Here is a 17500-nt window from a genome sequence, read left to right on the forward strand (position 1 = left end):
ATCGTTTGAGCAATGGAGGGACGCAGAAGGATAGAAGAAGCGTGCGATTGGTTGTGCACGTCCAAGCAGTTAGGCTGATAAGTAGGCAAATCCGCTTATCGTGAAGGCTGAGCTGTGATGGGGAAGCTCCTTATGGAGCGAAGTCTTTGATTCCCCGCTGCCAAGAAAAGCTTCTAGCGAGATAAAAGGTGCCTGTACCGCAAACCGACACAGGTAGGCGAGGAGAGAATCCTAAGGTGTGCGAGAGAACTCTGGTTAAGGAACTCGGCAAAATGACCCCGTAACTTCGGGAGAAGGGGTGCTTTCTTAACGGAAAGCCGCAGTGAATAGGCCCAAGCGACTGTTTAGCAAAAACACAGCTCTCTGCGAAGCCGTAAGGCGAAGTATAGGGGGTGACACCTGCCCGGTGCTGGAAGGTTAAGGAGAGGGGTTAGCGTAAGCGAAGCTCTGAACTGAAGCCCCAGTAAACGGCGGCCGTAACTATAACGGTCCTAAGGTAGCGAAATTCCTTGTCGGGTAAGTTCCGACCCGCACGAAAGGTGTAACGATTTGGGCACTGTCTCAACCAGAGACTCGGTGAAATTATAGTACCTGTGAAGATGCAGGTTACCCGCGACAGGACGGAAAGACCCCGTGGAGCTTTACTGTAGCCTGATATTGAATTTTGGTACAGTTTGTACAGGATAGGCGGGAGCCATTGAAACCGGAGCGCTAGCTTCGGTGGAGGCGCTGGTGGGATACCGCCCTGACTGTATTGAAATTCTAACCTACGGGTCTTATCGACCCGGGAGACAGTGTCAGGTGGGCAGTTTGACTGGGGCGGTCGCCTCCTAAAGTGTAACGGAGGCGCCCAAAGGTTCCCTCAGAATGGTTGGAAATCATTCGTAGAGTGCAAAGGCATAAGGGAGCTTGACTGCGAGACCTACAAGTCGAGCAGGGACGAAAGTCGGGCTTAGTGATCCGGTGGTTCCGCATGGAAGGGCCATCGCTCAACGGATAAAAGCTACCCCGGGGATAACAGGCTTATCTCCCCCAAGAGTCCACATCGACGGGGAGGTTTGGCACCTCGATGTCGGCTCATCGCATCCTGGGGCTGTAGTCGGTCCCAAGGGTTGGGCTGTTCGCCCATTAAAGCGGTACGCGAGCTGGGTTCAGAACGTCGTGAGACAGTTCGGTCCCTATCCGTCGTGGGCGTAGGAAATTTGAGAGGAGCTGTCCTTAGTACGAGAGGACCGGGATGGACGCACCGCTGGTGTACCAGTTGTTCTGCCAAGGGCATAGCTGGGTAGCTATGTGCGGAAGGGATAAGTGCTGAAAGCATCTAAGCATGAAGCCCCCCTCAAGATGAGATTTCCCATAGCGTAAGCTAGTAAGATCCCTGAAAGATGATCAGGTTGATAGGTTCGAGGTGGAAGCATGGTGACATGTGGAGCTGACGAATACTAATAGATCGAGGACTTAACCATATAATATGTAGCAAATGTTATCTAGTTTTGAAGGAATATGCCTTCAATAGTTTGGTGATGATGGCAGAGAGGTCACACCCGTTCCCATACCGAACACGGAAGTTAAGCTCTCTAGCGCCGATGGTAGTTGGGACCTTGTCCCTGTGAGAGTAGGACGTCGCCAAGCTATTTATATTGTCGCGGGGTGGAGCAGCACGGTAGCTCGTCGGGCTCATAACCCGAAGGTCGCAGGTTCAAATCCTGTCCCCGCAACCAAATGGTCCCGTGGTGTAGTGGTTAACATGCCTGCCTGTCACGCAGGAGATCGCCGGTTCGACCCCGGTCGGGACCGCCATTTCATATAAAGAAAAGAACGAAACAAGTTGTTTCGTATTTTTTTATTTGTTTTAACAAAAAACTAATAAAGACAGTCAAACTATCCTTAGGACAACTCCTAAGGACTTTTTTATATATTCAAAACCTGTATAATAAAGAGCAGAGAACATTGTGAGTAAAGTAGGTGAAGTCTGTGAGTAAATATGAAGTAACAACAAAATCTTCTGAGGAAACACAAAGGTTATCAGAAAAATTAGGTGAGCTCGTAGAGGCACAAGACGTAATTATTTTAGAAGGAGATCTTGGAGCTGGTAAGACGACTTTTACAAAGGGACTAGCAAAAGGTCTTGGAGTGAAAAGAGTTGTAAATAGTCCTACCTTTAATATCATCAAAGAATATAATGGAAGATTACCGCTATATCATATGGACGTGTATCGCTTAGCAGAAAGTGAAGAGGACTTAGGCTTTGATGAATATTTCTACGGTGAAGGAATTACGGTAGTAGAATGGGCTCATTTAATAGAAGCATATTTACCGAATGAAAAGTTACAAATTAGTTTATTCCATGCTGGAGATGACACAAGAAAAATTATACTCGAGCCAATTGGAGATCGCTATATTAGATTATGTGAGGAGCTATTACAAGATGAAAGTACTAGCAATTGATACTTCAAATTACGTAATGGGTGTATCCCTTATTGAGGAAGAAAACGTAATTGGGGAAATCATTACAAATTTAACAAAAAACCATTCTGTACGTCTTATGCCAGCTGTAGAGAAACTGTTAAAAGAGTGTGGCGTAAAACCGAAGGAATTAACTAAAATCGTTGTAGCTGCTGGACCTGGATCCTATACAGGTGTTCGTATAGGCGTGACAGCGGCGAAAACATTAGCTTGGTCACTTCAAATACCAATTGTAGGTGTATCAAGTTTAGAGGTAGTAGCTGCAAACGGTGCTAACTTTAACGGGTTAATTTGTCCTTTATTTGATGGAAGACGTGGGCAAATTTATACTGGGTTATATACATATGAAGGAGAGCAGTTAACTTCAATAGAAGAAGACCGAATTATTCTTATTGTAGACTGGTTGCAAATGTTAAAAGATAAAGGACAGCCTGTTTTATTTATCGGTAACGATGTTAAATTGCATAAAGAAACAATTATAGAACATTTAGGTGATCAAGCTGTATTCGCTCCATTTACTAAAAATAACCCAAGACCAAGTGAGCTAGCATTCTTAGGATTACAAAAAGAAGAACAAGATGTGCATACGTTTGTTCCAAGCTATCTTCGTTTAGCTGAAGCTGAAACAAAGTGGTTAGAAAGTCAAAACAAGTAGGAGCTTGCAGAAGATGGATATGATATTTAGAAAGATGGAGCTTGATGATATTGCTCAAATTGTAGCTATTGAAGAAGCGTCTTTTTCAACTCCTTGGACTGCAGATGCCTTTCACCGTGAATTAACGATGAATGAACATGCACATTATATTGTGTTAGAAAAAGATGGTCGTGTAGTCGGGTATTGTGGATTGTGGATAATTATTGATGAATCTCATATAACAAATATAGCTATTTTGCCAGAATACCGAGGTCAAAAGTTAGGAGATGCCCTATTGAAAGCAGTTATTTCTGAAGCGAAAGAACTAGGGGTAAAAACAATGACACTGGAAGTACGTGTATCAAATGAAGTAGCAAAGCAGTTATACAGAAAATACGGATTTCAAAATGGTGGGATTCGTAAACGATACTATGCAGACAATCAGGAAGATGGTCTCGTAATGTGGGTGAATATATAATGGAAAAAAATACGATTATACTTGGTATTGAAACAAGTTGTGATGAAACAGCAGTAGCAGTTGTTAAAAATGGAACGGAAATTATTGCGAATGTCGTTGCATCACAAATTGAAAGTCATAAACGTTTTGGCGGCGTTGTACCAGAGATTGCATCACGTCATCATGTAGAAGAAATTACAGTTGTGTTAGAAGAAGCTTTAAAGGAAGCAAACATCACATTTGATGATATTGATGCAATTGCTGTAACAGAAGGTCCTGGTTTAGTAGGAGCACTTCTAATTGGAGTAAATGCAGCGAAGGCAGTAGCGTTTGCACATGATATTCCGTTAGTCGGTGTTCATCATATTGCTGGTCATATTTATGCGAACCGTTTAGTAAAAGAAGTTCAATTCCCGTTATTATCACTTGTTGTATCTGGTGGGCATACAGAACTTGTTTATATGAAAGAACATGGTTCATTCGAAGTAATTGGTGAAACACGAGACGATGCAGCTGGAGAAGCATATGATAAAGTAGCTCGTACGTTATCTATGCCATATCCAGGTGGTCCTCATATTGATCGCCTTGCACATGAAGGAGAACCGACAATTGATTTGCCTCGTGCATGGCTAGAACCGGATTCGTATGATTTTAGCTTTAGTGGATTGAAATCAGCAGTTATCAACACTGTGCATAACGCAAAACAGCGCGGTATAGAAATTGCACCAGAAGATTTAGCGGCAAGTTTCCAAGAAAGTGTAATAGATGTACTTGTAACGAAAGCAGCTCGTGCAGCAGAAGCTTATAATGTAAAGCAATTACTTCTTGCTGGTGGAGTAGCTGCTAATAAAGGACTTCGTGCGCGATTAGAAGAGGAATTTGCACAAAAAGAAAACATTGAATTAATTATTCCGCCGCTATCTTTATGCACAGATAATGCAGCGATGATTGCAGCGGCAGGGACAATTGCTTATGAACAAGGTAAGCGTGCAACATTAGCCTTAAATGCAAATCCAGGATTAGATATTGAAGCATAGTTATACACATAATTAACCACAGGTTGTGGATAAAACCCATATTATCTGTTGATAATGTGGGTTTTATTGTGTATATAAAATGTTGATAACTTTTTTGTTGGCTGTGGATAATGTGGAAAAGTTATTTTAATGTTTATTTTATAAAGGTGGATATGTGTATAAACTTGTGGATAAATAGGTTGATGTCAGACCTTTGAATTTGTTCTTTTTCGGGAAATAAAAAGCAAGAAGATATCCCCGAAAAATATTTTGAAACATCTCCCTATTATAGAAGATGCTAATATTGTCAATCTTTGTCGTTAAATCGATATTTCGTGTCGGATTGTTAATATATATAGGGTTACAATAGATATATTTAAAAAATCGTTAGTATATTCTAAGTTACGATAGATATATTCAAAAAATTGTTTAAGTACTAAAAAAAGATGTCACATAGTCAAAAATCCTGACTTATGAGACATCTTCCTTATTTAAATATGCTTATACATGCAGCTCTTCCCATTCTGCCATACAAGTTTCAAGTTGTTCTTGTAGCGTTTGCTTTTTAGTTGTAATTTCACTAGCTTTTTCATAATCTGCATATATTTCTGGTAAGCAAAGTTGATCTTCTAACGTAGCAATTTCTTCTTCTAATTCCACTATACTTTGTTCTAGCTCTTCAATTTTTCTAGTGCGTTGACGCTCTAGTTTTTTACGCTCTTTTTCTTCTAAATAATTTAATTTCTCTTGTGCAACCACCTTTTGAACAGGAACGTCACTTTCTTGCTGTTCAAGTTCTGCACGTTCAATCATTTCATTTTTCTTTTCAACGTAGTAATCGTAATCCCCTAAATATTCCTGTGCACCTTCTGTTGATAACTCAACCACAGTCGTTGTTACACGGTTAATAAAGTAGCGGTCATGTGAGACGAATAGAAGAGTCCCTGGGTAATCAATTAAAGCATTCTCCAAAATCTCTTTACTATTTAAATCAAGGTGGTTCGTAGGCTCATCTAGAATTAACAAATTTGACTTTTGCATCATAAGTTTTGCAAGAGCTAATCGAGCTTTTTGTCCGCCACTAAGGGAAGATACTGGTTTCAGTACATCATCTCCTGTGAATAAAAAATTCCCAAGTATAGTACGGATTTCTTTTTCCGGTTGCAGTGGATATTCATCCCATAGTTCATTTAAAACCCGTTTAGAAGATGTTAAGTTTGCTTGTTCTTGATCATAATAACCAACAGATACATTTGATCCGAAAGAAACATCACCATTTAATAGTGGTAACTTATTCACAATAGATTTTAACAATGTGGATTTCCCAATTCCGTTTGGACCAACTAAAGCAACACTATCTCCGCGAGTTAAGCGCATAGTTACATGTTCAATTATAGGGTTTTCATCATAGCCGATGGTTGCATCATTTACTTGTAAAACATCATTTCCACTTTGTTTTTCAATATCGAAGTGGAATGATGCTGACTTAGAATCCCCTAATGGTCTCGTTAATAATTCCATTCTGTCTAGTTGTTTACGGCGACTTTGAGCACGTTTCGTTGTAGAAGCGCGAGCTATATTCTTTTGAACGAAGTCCTCAAGTTTTGCGATTTCATCTTGTTGTTTTTCGTAACGTTTCATTTCTTGCTCATATAATGCTGATTTTAAGTCTAAATATTTACTGTAGTTACCAACAAATCGTCTGCTTTCTTTATTCGAAATTTCATATACTTGTGTAACGAGTTTGTCTAAGAAATAACGGTCATGTGAGACGATTAATATTGCGCCAGGATAACCTTGCAAATATTGCTCAAGCCATGTTAATGTTTCGATGTCTAAATGGTTTGTAGGCTCGTCCAAAATAAGTAAGTCTGGTTTTGTTAATAATAATTTCCCGAGAGCTAATCTTGTTTTTTGCCCGCCGCTTAAAGTAGAGATCGTCGTCTGGTGCGTTTCAACTGGGAAGCCAAGGCCGCTTAAAATGGAGCGAATATCCGCTTCATATTGATATCCACCTTGATCTTTATAATTGAGTTGTAATTGGTCATAATCAGCTAACAATCTTTCATATGTAGCTTCGTTTGAAAAGTTTTCTTCTTTTCCCATTTCTTGCTCAAGCCTTCGGAGTTTTGTCTCCATTTGCTGTAAATGGGTAAAGACGGTTAGCATTTCATCCCAAATTGTTAAAGACGTTTCTAGTCCAGTATTTTGAGCTAAATATCCGATTGAGACATCTTTCGGTTTTATAATTTCGCCACCATCATGAGATAATTCACCAGCGATAATTTTTAATAATGTAGATTTACCTGCTCCATTCCTTCCAACTAATGCGATACGATCTTTTGTTTGTACTTCCAATTTTATGTTTGCAAGAATTGTTTCTGCACCGTATAATTTCGAAAGCGCGTTTACTTGTAATAAAATCAATGTTTTCACCTCAAATAATTTCTTAACTTTGCCATGTTTATATTTCTCAATCATACTAAAAATAGTGTATAGTTTAAAATAAAGAGAGAATACTTCTTCTCTTTATTATACAAGGAATTTAATGAGTGCTAAACTTCTGTATTTGATTAAAGTATATGAATAAAGATAGGAAGAGAGGAGAGGTCATATGGATCAGCAAAAGATTCCACAAGCCACTGCTAAAAGATTGCCTCTATACTATCGATTTATCCAAAACTTATCTCTTTCTGGTAAGCAGCGTGTTTCATCGGCCGAATTGAGTGAGGCAGTAAAAGTAGATTCCGCAACAATACGAAGAGATTTTTCGTATTTTGGAGCGTTAGGGAAAAAGGGATATGGATATAACGTAAATTATTTATTATCATTTTTCCGCGAAACACTTGATCAAGATGATATAACACGTGTAGCACTTATTGGAGTAGGTAATTTAGGGACCGCTTTCTTACATTATAATTTCACGAAAAACAATAATACAAAAATTGAAATGGCATTTGATGTTAGTGAAGAGAAAGTTGGAACAGAAATCGGGGGCATTCCTGTATATCATTTAGATGAATTAGAAGAGAGATTATCAAATGATATACAAGTGGCAATATTAACAGTACCGGCTACAGTAGCGCAAGCTGTAGCAGATAGATTAGCTGAAACAAGCGTGCACGGTATTTTGAATTTCACACCAGCGCGATTAAACGTATCAGAGAATATTAGAATTCATCATATTGACTTAGCTGTAGAGTTACAAACATTAGTTTACTTTTTGAAAAACTATCCACAATAAAACGCAGAGGAAGCGACCTCTGCGTTTTATTATTGTTTCTTCTTTGTGAATTTAACTAATATAAGGCGAAGTGCCAAATTAAAATCAATTGTTGCCATAACTGCAAATAGTATTGTCCACATATTCCAGATTGTATCTGTCACGTTCGTAATGGCGAAGCGTGTAAAGATACATCCAAGAAGGAAGTATAGTGCAGCCATGAACAATGGTGAGTTTCTCATACAAAAAATCCTCCGATAAAGCCTTGCATTTTTTCAGCTTCTTTAATCATTTCTTGAATTTGTTCATTGCTCATAAAAATTTGCCCAATAGCGACTAATGTATTCATCGCAACATGAGCTGCAATCGGAACGATAATACGTTTCGTCTTCACATATAAGAAGGCGAATACGAGCCCCATAGCAGTGTATACCAATAAGTGAGTAAAATCAAAATGAATTGCTGCGAATACAAGCGAACTAATGATAGCTGCAATAAAGAAGTTAAACTTCTTATAAAGCGTGCCGAATAGAATTTTTCTAAATACGATTTCTTCTAAGATAGGTCCAATTATAGATACAACAATAAGGAACCAAGGTATCGTTCTTGCGATGTCCATCAGTCTGTCTGTATTCTCAGATCCACGTGGAACCCCAAATACATACATTTCAATCATACCTGCAATGGATTGTGAGATGATTGCTAAGAAGAACCCGATGAAAATCCATCCAATAGTAGCTGGAGCAGAAGAGCGCTTTGGATCTAAATGCCTGTTACGAATATCTGTTCTAAGTAACCAAAGTACGATACATAATGCAACAAAGAAGCTAATAATTGCCCAGTGTCCCGTTATGATTTGTCCTTTTTCCTCAATGGTAAATCCTCTATTATCATAGAGTCCTGTTTTTAGGAGAAGTGGCAATCCAACAACGCCAGATAACTGCATTAAAATGTATGTAACGATAATCCACCAGTATTGTTTCTTCAAATGGTTTAACCATCCTTTCTAACTATAGTGTATGAGATAAGTTAGGATAACATGTAAATATGCTACCTACGATATAAACCTCACTTGAATTATGTTTTTTTCGTAAATCCTTATTTGAAATTATAATAGAAGACAGGAGAAAGTTGTGTGTGTAGCGAAAACAACTTAGGGTGTCCTTTCATATTGTAACATACGAGCAGTGGAAACAACGATTCATATAGTAAAGGCAGTATTCTATATAGAAAGTTTATATAGTGATTTGCGAAAAAATTATGATTTTTTTACTTGCAAAAGAAATTGAGATTATTTATTATTATAAGTGTGTTAGCACTCGGATGACTTGAGTGCTAATAAAAGAAATTTACATAACAAAATGAGGAGGTTATTGTTCATGCTAAAGCCATTAGGTGATCGCGTTGTAATTGAGCTTGTTCAAGCAGAAGAAAAAACAGCAAGTGGTATCGTATTACCAGATACTGCAAAAGAAAAACCACAAGAGGGTAAAGTAGTTGCAGTAGGTACTGGTCGAGTGCTTGAGAATGGTGAGCGTGTTGCTTTAGAGGTAGCAGCAGGTGATCTTATCATCTTCTCAAAATATGCAGGTACTGAAGTGAAATATGAAGGTACAGACTACTTGATTTTACGTGAAAGTGACATTTTAGCAGTTATCGGTTAATTATATAAATCTTAAAAAATCCAAGGGGGTCAATTATTATGGCAAAAGATATTAAATTTAGTGAAGAAGCACGTCGTTCGATGCTTCGCGGTGTCGACACTCTTGCAAACGCAGTAAAAGTTACGCTTGGACCAAAAGGTCGTAACGTTGTACTTGAGAAAAAATTTGGTTCACCACTTATTACAAATGATGGTGTAACAATCGCAAAAGAAATCGAATTAGAAGATGCATTCGAAAACATGGGTGCGAAATTAGTAGCGGAAGTTGCTAGCAAAACAAATGACGTAGCTGGTGACGGAACAACAACTGCAACTGTATTAGCGCAAGCTATGATTCGTGAAGGTCTTAAAAACGTAACAGCTGGTGCTAACCCAATGGGTCTTCGTAAAGGTATCGAAAAAGCTGTTACTGCTGCAATTGAAGAATTAAAAACGATTTCTAAACCAATCGAAGGCAAATCTTCTATCGCACAAGTAGCTGCTATTTCTGCAGCTGACGAAGAAGTAGGTCAATTAATCGCTGAAGCAATGGAGCGCGTTGGTAACGACGGCGTTATTACTTTAGAAGAGTCTAAAGGATTCACAACAGAATTAGACGTAGTAGAAGGTATGCAATTTGATCGTGGATATGCATCTCCTTACATGATTACTGATTCTGACAAAATGGAAGCAGTTCTTGATAACCCATACATCTTAATCACTGACAAAAAGATTTCTAACATTCAAGAAATCTTACCAGTATTAGAGCAAGTGGTACAACAAGGTAAACCACTTCTTATCATTGCTGAAGATGTTGAAGGCGAAGCTTTAGCTACATTAGTAGTGAACAAACTTCGTGGTACATTCAACGTAGTAGCTGTTAAAGCTCCTGGATTTGGTGACCGTCGTAAAGCAATGCTAGAAGATATCGCAATCTTAACAGGTGGCGAAGTAATCACTGAAGAATTAGGTCGTGACTTAAAATCTGCTACAGTTGAATCTTTAGGACGCGCTGGTAAAGTTGTTGTTACAAAAGAAAACACAACTGTAGTTGAAGGTGTAGGAAGCACAGAACAAATCGAAGCTCGCATCGGTCAAATCCGTGCGCAATTAGAAGAAACAACTTCTGAATTCGATCGTGAAAAATTACAAGAGCGTCTTGCTAAACTAGCAGGTGGCGTAGCAGTAATTAAAGTAGGTGCAGCAACTGAAACTGAGTTAAAAGAGCGCAAACTTCGCATTGAAGATGCACTTAACTCAACTCGTGCAGCAGTAGAAGAAGGTATCGTTGCAGGTGGTGGTACTTCACTTATGAACGTATACACAAAAGTAGCTTCTATCGTAGCTGAAGGCGACGAAGCAACAGGTATCAACATCGTACTTCGCGCACTAGAAGAGCCAGTTCGTCAAATCGCAATCAACGCTGGTCTAGAAGGATCTGTAGTTGTAGAGCGTCTAAAAGGCGAAAAAGTAGGCGTTGGTTTCAACGCAGCTACTGGCGAATGGGTTAACATGCTTGAGTCTGGTATCGTAGATCCAGCTAAAGTAACTCGTTCTGCACTTCAAAACGCAGCATCTGTTGCAGCTATGTTCTTAACAACTGAAGCTGTAGTTGCTGACAAGCCAGAACCAAATGCACCAGCAATGCCTGACATGGGCGGCATGGGCATGGGCGGTATGGGCGGAATGATGTAATTCCGTTTGCCCTAAAAAAACATCCATTTCTATATAGAAATGGATGTTTTTTTATGTTTTTTAGAAAAGGAAATGAATTTCTGTAGAATTTTGTCGCTTTCTCTCTTGACCATATTGATACTTCATTGTTAGAATCTAGGAAGATAATATAAAACGATCCTTCATATATCCTCAATGATATGGTTTGAGAGTCTCTACCGGGTTACCGTAAACAACCTGACTATGAAGGCAGTGTGTCTTATATTTATAAAGAGCGGAGACTATCTTTCTTTATAAAGCCAGACCCCTGCCTTTTCTTTGTTATGAGACTAGAGGCGGAGGACTGGCTTTTTTTATTATATTGGTAATGCTTTTCGCCAAATTGGTGAAAATATTTATATACGAGAACTAACGTTGGGGTGATTATTTTGAAGAAACAACACGATACAATTATCGTTTTAGATTTTGGAAGTCAATACAATCAGTTAATAGCACGTCGAATTCGTGAGTTCGGTGTATACAGTGAACTTCATCCACATACAATTACTGCAGAAGAAATTAAAGCAATGAATCCAAAAGGGATTATTTTCTCTGGTGGACCAAATAGTGTATACGGTGAAGGTGCATTACATTGTGATGAAAAAATCTTTGAACTAGGTTTACCAATCTTCGGTATTTGTTACGGTATGCAGCTTATGACGCAACACTTCGGTGGTAAAGTAGAGCGTGCAAATCACCGTGAGTACGGAAAAGCTGTTCTTAAAGTAGAGAACGAATCAAAATTATATGCGAACCTTCCGGAAGAGCAAGTTGTATGGATGAGTCATGGTGACTTAGTAACTGGTTTACCTGAAGGATTCGTAGTAGACGCAACAAGTGAGTCTTGCCCAATTGCTGGTATGAGCAATGAAGCGAAAAACTTATACGGTGTACAATTCCACCCAGAAGTACGTCACTCTGAGCACGGTAACGATTTAATTAAAAACTTCGTATTCGGCGTATGTGGTTGTTCTGAAGGATGGAACATGGAGAACTTTATCGAAGTAGAATTAGAAAAGATCCGTGAAACTGTTGGAGACAAAAAAGTACTATGCGCACTTAGCGGTGGTGTAGACTCTTCTGTTGTAGCAGTATTAATCCATAAAGCAATCGGCGACCAATTAACATGTATTTTCGTTGATCACGGTTTACTTCGTAAAGGCGAAGCGGAAGGCGTTATGAAAACATTTAGTGAAGGCTTCCATATGAACGTTATTAAAGTGGATGCAAAAGACCGCTTCATGGACAAGTTAAAAGGTGTAGAAGATCCAGAACAAAAACGTAAAATTATCGGTAACGAATTCATTTACGTATTCGATGATGAAGCATCTAAATTACAAGGTATGGACTTCCTAGCACAAGGTACACTTTACACAGATATCGTTGAAAGTGGTACAGCAACTGCACAAACAATTAAATCTCACCATAACGTTGGTGGACTTCCAGAAGACATGCAGTTCAAATTAATTGAGCCTTTAAACACGTTATTTAAAGATGAAGTACGTGTATTAGGATCTGAACTAGGAATTCCTGATGAAATCGTATGGCGTCAACCATTCCCAGGTCCTGGTCTTGGTATTCGTGTATTAGGTGAAATCACAGAAGAGAAATTAGAAATCGTTCGTGAATCTGATGCGATTTTACGTGAGGAAATTATTAAAGCCGGCTTAGATCGCGAAATCTGGCAATACTTCACTGCGCTTCCTGGTATGCGTAGCGTAGGTGTTATGGGTGACGAGCGTACTTACGATTACACAGTAGGTATCCGTGCAGTAACATCTATCGACGGTATGACAGCTGACTGGGCACGTATCCCTTGGGACGTATTAGAGAAAATCTCTGTACGTATCGTAAACGAAGTAAAACACGTTAACCGTATCGTGTATGATGTAACGAGTAAGCCACCAGCAACTATTGAGTGGGAATAGTATTTATAAAAAGGTCCATCTATTGCTTATGCATAGATGGATCTTTTTTATTTTGGTATTAATACGAACAAAAATATAAATTTTTATAAAAATGTTCGTTTTTAAATTGACAAAACTACTTCGTCGAGTTAATATGATTATGTAATTCAAACGAAAAGTGAATATTATGCCGTCGTATAATATCGGGGATATGGCCCGAAAGTTTCTACCTAGCTACCGTAAATGGCTTGACTACGAGGCGTTTGTATAAAGATGAGGGGAAACTTGTCTTTGTTTATAGAACGCTTCCATGTATATATGCAATGGAAGCCTTTTTTATTTCTCGGGATAAAAGAGGGCTAGGGTGAAATACGGCGAGTAATCATATAACGGGGGAAACGTAGGATGAAACGCTATTTTCAGTTTGATGAGCTCGGTACGAATTATAAGACTGAGTTCATAGCAGGGTTAACGACATTTCTATCTATGGCTTACGTACTATTTGTCAATCCTGCTACGCTGTCGCTTGGAAATGTTAAAGGGTTACCAGCAGGTACAGGGATGGATCCAGGTGCAGTATTCGTTGCTACGGCATTAGCGGCAGCGATCGGTTCGTTAATTATGGGTATTTTCGCGAAGTATCCAATTGCTTTAGCGCCAGGTATGGGAATTAACGCGTTCTTTGCTTATACAGCAGTGTTAACGATGGGTATTCCATGGCAAACAGCAATTGCCGGAACATTAATGTCAGGTATTATCTTTATTATTCTTACTGCTTCAGGTATTCGTGAAAAAATCATCAATGCAATTCCATCAGAGTTAAAGTTTGCAGTAGCAGCAGGTATCGGATTGTTCATTGCATTCCTTGGATTCCAAAATGCAGGAATTATCGTGAAAAATGATGCGGTTCTTGTTGGGTTGGGGGACTTAACAAAGGGCACAACGTTACTAGCAATCTTCGGGGTTGTTACGACAATCATCTTCATGATTAAGAAAGTTAATGGTGCAGTATTTTACGGTATGATTCTTACAGCGATCTTAGGAGTGGCAACAGGATTAATTGATACTCCGAAAGCTGTAGTGGGAGCAATACCGAGTCTAGAACCAACGTTCGGCGTGGCGTTAACGCACTTCGGAGATATTTTTACAGTTCAAATGGGGATTGTTATTATAACGTTCTTCTTTATCGATTTCTTTGATACAGCAGGTACGCTTGTAGCGGTTGCGAATCAAGCTGGATTAATGAAGAACAATAAATTACCACGTGCAGGAAAAGCATTATTTGCAGATGCGATTGCGACTGTAATTGGTGCAATCTTGGGTACATCAACAACAACGTCTTACATTGAATCGTCTGCAGGGGTAGCAGCGGGAGGACGTTCTGGATTTACAGCAGTTGTAACAGCAGGATTCTTCTTACTGGCACTATTCTTCTCGCCATTACTAAGTGTTGTAACGCCAGCTGTAACGGCGCCGGCTTTAATTATTGTAGGAATCTTGATGGTTTCTTCCTTAGGGGAAATTGATTGGAAGAAATTCGAGATTGCAGTACCAGCATTCTTTACAATTATCTCTATGCCACTTACGTATAGTATCGCAACTGGGATTGCGATTGGATTTATCTTCTATCCAATTACAATGGTTGTGAGTGGTCGTCGTAAAGAGGTTCATCCGATTATGTATGTTATGGGAGTTTTATTCGTACTATATTTCATCTACGTTCGTAAATAAAAGGGGTTTTTTAAAGGTCTAGACTTAAGGGGAGTCTAGACCTTTTTTGCGTCTTCAGAAAATCTTAAGGATTTCCGAGCGTTTTTCTTCAGAAGTTTTCCTATAATAGAAGTTAGGGATTAAAAAAGTGATGGGGGAGATATTGTGGCACACGAAACAATACTTGTCGTAGATGATGAAAAAGAAATTCGGAATTTAATTACAATCTATTTAAAGAATGAAGGATATAAAGTATTACAAGCAGGAGACGGAGAAGAAGGATTACGTCTACTGGAAGAAAATGAAGTACATCTAGTCGTATTAGATATTATGATGCCGAAAGTGGATGGTATTCATATGTGTATGAAGGTAAGGGAAGCGAAAGAAATGCCTATTATTATGCTTTCTGCCAAAACGCAAGATATGGATAAGATTTTAGGATTAACAACAGGAGCAGATGATTATGTAACGAAGCCGTTTAATCCGTTAGAGTTAATTGCACGAATTAAATCTCAGTTACGCCGTTATATGAAAATGAATGGTTTCGCTATTCAAAATGAGGACGAGTTAGAAATTGGGGAGATGAAAATCAACATCTCGACCCATAAAGTTATTGTAGAGGGAGAAGAAGTGAAACTAACTCCGAGGGAATTTTCAATTTTAGAACTGCTAGCTAGAAATCCAGGTATGGTGTTTAGTGCGGAGCAAATTTATGAAAAGGTGTGGAACGAACGATCTTTCCAGTCTGATAATACTGTAATGGTGCATATTCGAAAAGTACGTGAAAAGATTGAGGAGAATCCAAGGAAACCTAGATATATAAAAACAGTATGGGGAGTGGGGTATAAGATTGAAAAAGATATTTAATCCGTTTACTTATATAAGGAAAATAAGAGAATTATTTGAGAAATTAGTAAAGAGCGTACGAAAGAGTATAAGGATTCAATTGATTACTACTTTTGCTGCTTGTGCGTTATTAGGAGTTTTGTCAGCGAAGGCAGCAGCGCCGTTTTTTGAGAATGCGAATCGTCAAGCAACTATCGATTATCGGGCTGGTATGGAACAAATTAATCACCAAGCTCAAGGAGCGGCAAATAGTTCGGTTCATGAAAACAAATTAGAAGCTATATCAAATATGATCGAAATGGAGAACCAAAATTTAGAGCAAGGGTCTAGAGCTTTGAAGATATTGGTTACTGATGAAAGTGGTAAAGTTTTATATAAAACAAAGCAAGCGCAAGAAGAGCAAATCGATTTGCATAATACGATTCGTAATGCAGCATCATTCGCGATTAATTATACAGATGGTAGAAATGTATTTGAAAGTACAAGAAAAGAGTTTATATCTTTTTCACCTATTACTATTGAAGGAAAGAATTTGTACATGTTTGTTAGCGGAATTCCAGAGGGAGAGGTAATATATGACACGCAAGAAGGACCATTCCCGTTTTTAATTGGTGTACTTGTATTCATTTTCTCTTTCTTCTATATAACAAAGAGAAAGATGAAGCAGATTGAAGCGATGGCACAAGGCGTAAAGGAAATAGAAAGAGGTAACTTAGCCTACCGCATTGAGAAAAAAGGTGAAGATGAGATTGCAGCTTTAACTGAGAATATTAATAATATGGCAGAAGAGCTTATGAATAATATAGAAAAGGAACGTAAATTAGAAAAGCAAAAGAATGAGCTTATCACAAATGTATCGCATGATTTGCGTACACCACTTACTTCTATTATGGGTTACTTACGATTACTTCGAGATTCTAAATATGAAAATAAAGAACAACACGATGAGTATACGAGAATTGCTTTTGCAAAGTCGGAGCAGTTAAAAAATTTAATAGAAGATTTATTTGAGTATACGAAGTTAACAAATGAACAAGTTGTATTAGAAAAACAAGAAGTATGTGTAAATGAGTTGCTTGAGCAATTAATAGAAGAGTTAGTACCGCAAGCGGAAGAGCATGGACTTACGTTTGTTAAGAAGTTTCCTGAGGAACGTGCTTATGCATCGATTGATTCGGAAAAGATGGTTCGTGTATTTGATAATTTACTAATGAATGCAATTAAGTATAGTAAAGATGATGGAGAGATAAAAGTTTCTCTTCAAAGGCAGCGTAGGGATATACAAATTGTAATTGCGAATCATAGTGAAGAGTTTACAAGAGAAGAGTTAGCGAATTTGTTTGAACGTTTCTATAAGAAGGATCAATCTCGAAGTAGAGTAACGGAAGGATCGGGACTCGGTTTAGCGATTGCGAAAAGTATTGTTGAGTTACAAGGTGGTAGTATTCGAGCGGAATATAGGGATGGCACTATTCAATTTATCGTCTCGTTACCAATTATAGAAAAATAATAAATGAATAGAATGATATGTGATAAAAAGGCTTATTTTAAAAGAAATAAGCCTTTTTATATTTTTTATAAAAACATATTGACGATTATACTTTAGAGGTGTAATATAGAACAAGTCGCCGATGACAATAACGTCGCAAGCGACAAACGAAATGAAAAACTTAGTTGACATTAACTAACGAAGATGTTAACATAAGGAAGTCGCAAACGAGCGACCAAGTAGTTCTTTGAAAACTGAACGAAACAAACAACGTGAAACGTCAATTTTTATTTTAGATGCTAGACAAACTAACTTTATTGGAGAGTTTGATCCTGGCTCAGGATGAACGCTGGCGGCGTGCCTAATACATGCAAGTCGAGCGAATGGATTAAGAGCT

General features: G+C 38.5%; 14 protein-coding genes, 2 tRNA genes, 3 rRNA genes and 2 riboswitches (2 of these 21 running past the window's edge). Of the genes, 16 read left to right on the forward strand and 3 right to left on the reverse strand.

All coding sequences use genetic code 11. The annotated features are described in order from the left end of the window. The 8 genes from DN399_RS01455 to tsaD all read left to right on the forward strand — a co-directional run. Positions 1 to 1466: ribosomal RNA gene (locus tag DN399_RS01455) — 23S ribosomal RNA — on the forward strand; it begins 1456 nt to the left of the window's first position. Positions 1467 to 1516: 50 nt separating this feature from the next. Continuing rightward, positions 1517 to 1632, forward strand: a 5S ribosomal RNA gene (gene rrf / locus DN399_RS01460). A gap of 12 nt (positions 1633 to 1644) precedes the next feature. Next, positions 1645 to 1721, forward strand: a tRNA-Met gene (locus DN399_RS01465). A gap of 3 nt (positions 1722 to 1724) precedes the next feature. After that, positions 1725 to 1800, forward strand: a tRNA-Asp gene (locus DN399_RS01470). Positions 1801 to 1974: 174 nt separating this feature from the next. Then, positions 1975 to 2448: a tRNA (adenosine(37)-N6)-threonylcarbamoyltransferase complex ATPase subunit type 1 TsaE gene (gene tsaE, locus DN399_RS01475; RefSeq protein ID WP_049107664.1), complete on the forward strand. Its 474-nt coding sequence runs from the start codon at positions 1975 to 1977 to the stop codon at positions 2446 to 2448. Further along, positions 2429 to 3121 carry a tRNA (adenosine(37)-N6)-threonylcarbamoyltransferase complex dimerization subunit type 1 TsaB gene (tsaB, locus tag DN399_RS01480; protein ID WP_000865740.1) on the forward strand — a complete coding sequence of 231 codons (693 nt, stop codon included), beginning with the start codon at positions 2429 to 2431 and terminating at the stop codon, positions 3119 to 3121. The genes tsaE and tsaB overlap by 20 nt, the downstream gene beginning before the upstream one ends. Positions 3122 to 3134: 13 nt before the next feature. Next, complete coding sequence (gene rimI, locus DN399_RS01485) at positions 3135 to 3578, forward strand: ribosomal protein S18-alanine N-acetyltransferase (RefSeq protein WP_000367190.1); 444 nt, start codon at positions 3135 to 3137, stop codon at positions 3576 to 3578. Continuing rightward, complete coding sequence (gene tsaD, locus DN399_RS01490; protein ID WP_000414585.1) at positions 3578 to 4594, forward strand: tRNA (adenosine(37)-N6)-threonylcarbamoyltransferase complex transferase subunit TsaD; 1017 nt, start codon at positions 3578 to 3580, stop codon at positions 4592 to 4594. Before rimI ends, tsaD begins: the two co-directional genes overlap by 1 nt. A 480-nt stretch (positions 4595 to 5074) precedes the next feature. Here the strand turns inward: tsaD and DN399_RS01495 are convergent, their stop codons facing one another. Then, the gene (locus tag DN399_RS01495) at positions 5075 to 7000 is read right to left on the reverse strand and encodes an ABC-F family ATP-binding cassette domain-containing protein (RefSeq protein ID WP_000602146.1); all 1926 of its coding nucleotides are present in this window, start codon (positions 6998 to 7000) and stop codon (positions 5075 to 5077) included. Positions 7001 to 7187: 187 nt separating this feature from the next. Between DN399_RS01495 and DN399_RS01500 the strand changes: the two genes are divergently transcribed. Next, positions 7188 to 7817, forward strand: a complete 630-nt coding sequence (locus tag DN399_RS01500) for a redox-sensing transcriptional repressor Rex (protein WP_000372699.1) — start codon at positions 7188 to 7190, stop codon at positions 7815 to 7817. A gap of 29 nt (positions 7818 to 7846) precedes the next feature. Here the strand turns inward: DN399_RS01500 and DN399_RS01505 are convergent, their stop codons facing one another. Both DN399_RS01505 and DN399_RS01510 read right to left on the reverse strand, forming a co-directional pair. Continuing rightward, positions 7847 to 8038: a YdiK family protein gene (locus DN399_RS01505; protein ID WP_001246201.1), complete on the reverse strand. Its 192-nt coding sequence runs from the start codon at positions 8036 to 8038 to the stop codon at positions 7847 to 7849. After that, positions 8035 to 8784, reverse strand: a complete 750-nt coding sequence (locus tag DN399_RS01510) for a CPBP family intramembrane glutamic endopeptidase (RefSeq protein ID WP_000745329.1) — start codon at positions 8782 to 8784, stop codon at positions 8035 to 8037. The genes DN399_RS01505 and DN399_RS01510 overlap by 4 nt, the downstream gene beginning before the upstream one ends. 391 nt (positions 8785 to 9175) lie before the next feature. On the opposite strand from DN399_RS01510, the gene groES reads away from it, so the two are divergent. From groES to DN399_RS01545, 7 genes are all read left to right on the forward strand, one after another. Next, entirely contained in the window at positions 9176 to 9460 is a 285-nt protein-coding gene (groES, locus tag DN399_RS01515; RefSeq protein WP_000917311.1) for a co-chaperone GroES, read from the forward strand. A 38-nt stretch (positions 9461 to 9498) separates the two neighbouring features. After that, on the forward strand, positions 9499 to 11133 hold the full coding sequence (groL, locus tag DN399_RS01520) for a chaperonin GroEL (RefSeq protein WP_001029993.1): 1635 nt from the start codon (positions 9499 to 9501) through the stop codon (positions 11131 to 11133). Positions 11134 to 11274: 141 nt separating this feature from the next. Beyond that, positions 11275 to 11376, forward strand: a riboswitch (purine riboswitch). A gap of 164 nt (positions 11377 to 11540) precedes the next feature. Then, the gene (guaA, locus tag DN399_RS01525; RefSeq protein ID WP_000743905.1) at positions 11541 to 13079 is read left to right on the forward strand and encodes a glutamine-hydrolyzing GMP synthase; all 1539 of its coding nucleotides are present in this window, start codon (positions 11541 to 11543) and stop codon (positions 13077 to 13079) included. Positions 13080 to 13231: 152 nt separating this feature from the next. After that, a riboswitch (purine riboswitch) is annotated at positions 13232 to 13333 on the forward strand. Between the two features lie 130 nt (positions 13334 to 13463). Further along, positions 13464 to 14789, forward strand: a complete 1326-nt coding sequence (locus tag DN399_RS01530; protein ID WP_000833096.1) for an NCS2 family permease — start codon at positions 13464 to 13466, stop codon at positions 14787 to 14789. A gap of 144 nt (positions 14790 to 14933) precedes the next feature. Next, positions 14934 to 15635 (forward strand): response regulator transcription factor, encoded by a 702-nt coding sequence (locus DN399_RS01535; RefSeq protein WP_000929885.1) that lies wholly within the window; start codon positions 14934 to 14936, stop codon positions 15633 to 15635. Next, positions 15619 to 17124: an aminopeptidase AmpS gene (gene ampS, locus DN399_RS01540; RefSeq protein ID WP_000719205.1), complete on the forward strand. Its 1506-nt coding sequence runs from the start codon at positions 15619 to 15621 to the stop codon at positions 17122 to 17124. The genes DN399_RS01535 and ampS overlap by 17 nt, the downstream gene beginning before the upstream one ends. A 293-nt stretch (positions 17125 to 17417) precedes the next feature. Further along, a 16S ribosomal RNA gene (locus tag DN399_RS01545) occupies positions 17418 to 17500 on the forward strand; it runs 1469 nt beyond the window's last position.

Origin of the sequence: Bacillus sp. AR4-2 (assembly GCF_008274865.1) — a bacterium.
Classification (GTDB): Bacteria; Bacillota; Bacilli; order Bacillales; family Bacillaceae_G; genus Bacillus_A; species Bacillus_A cereus.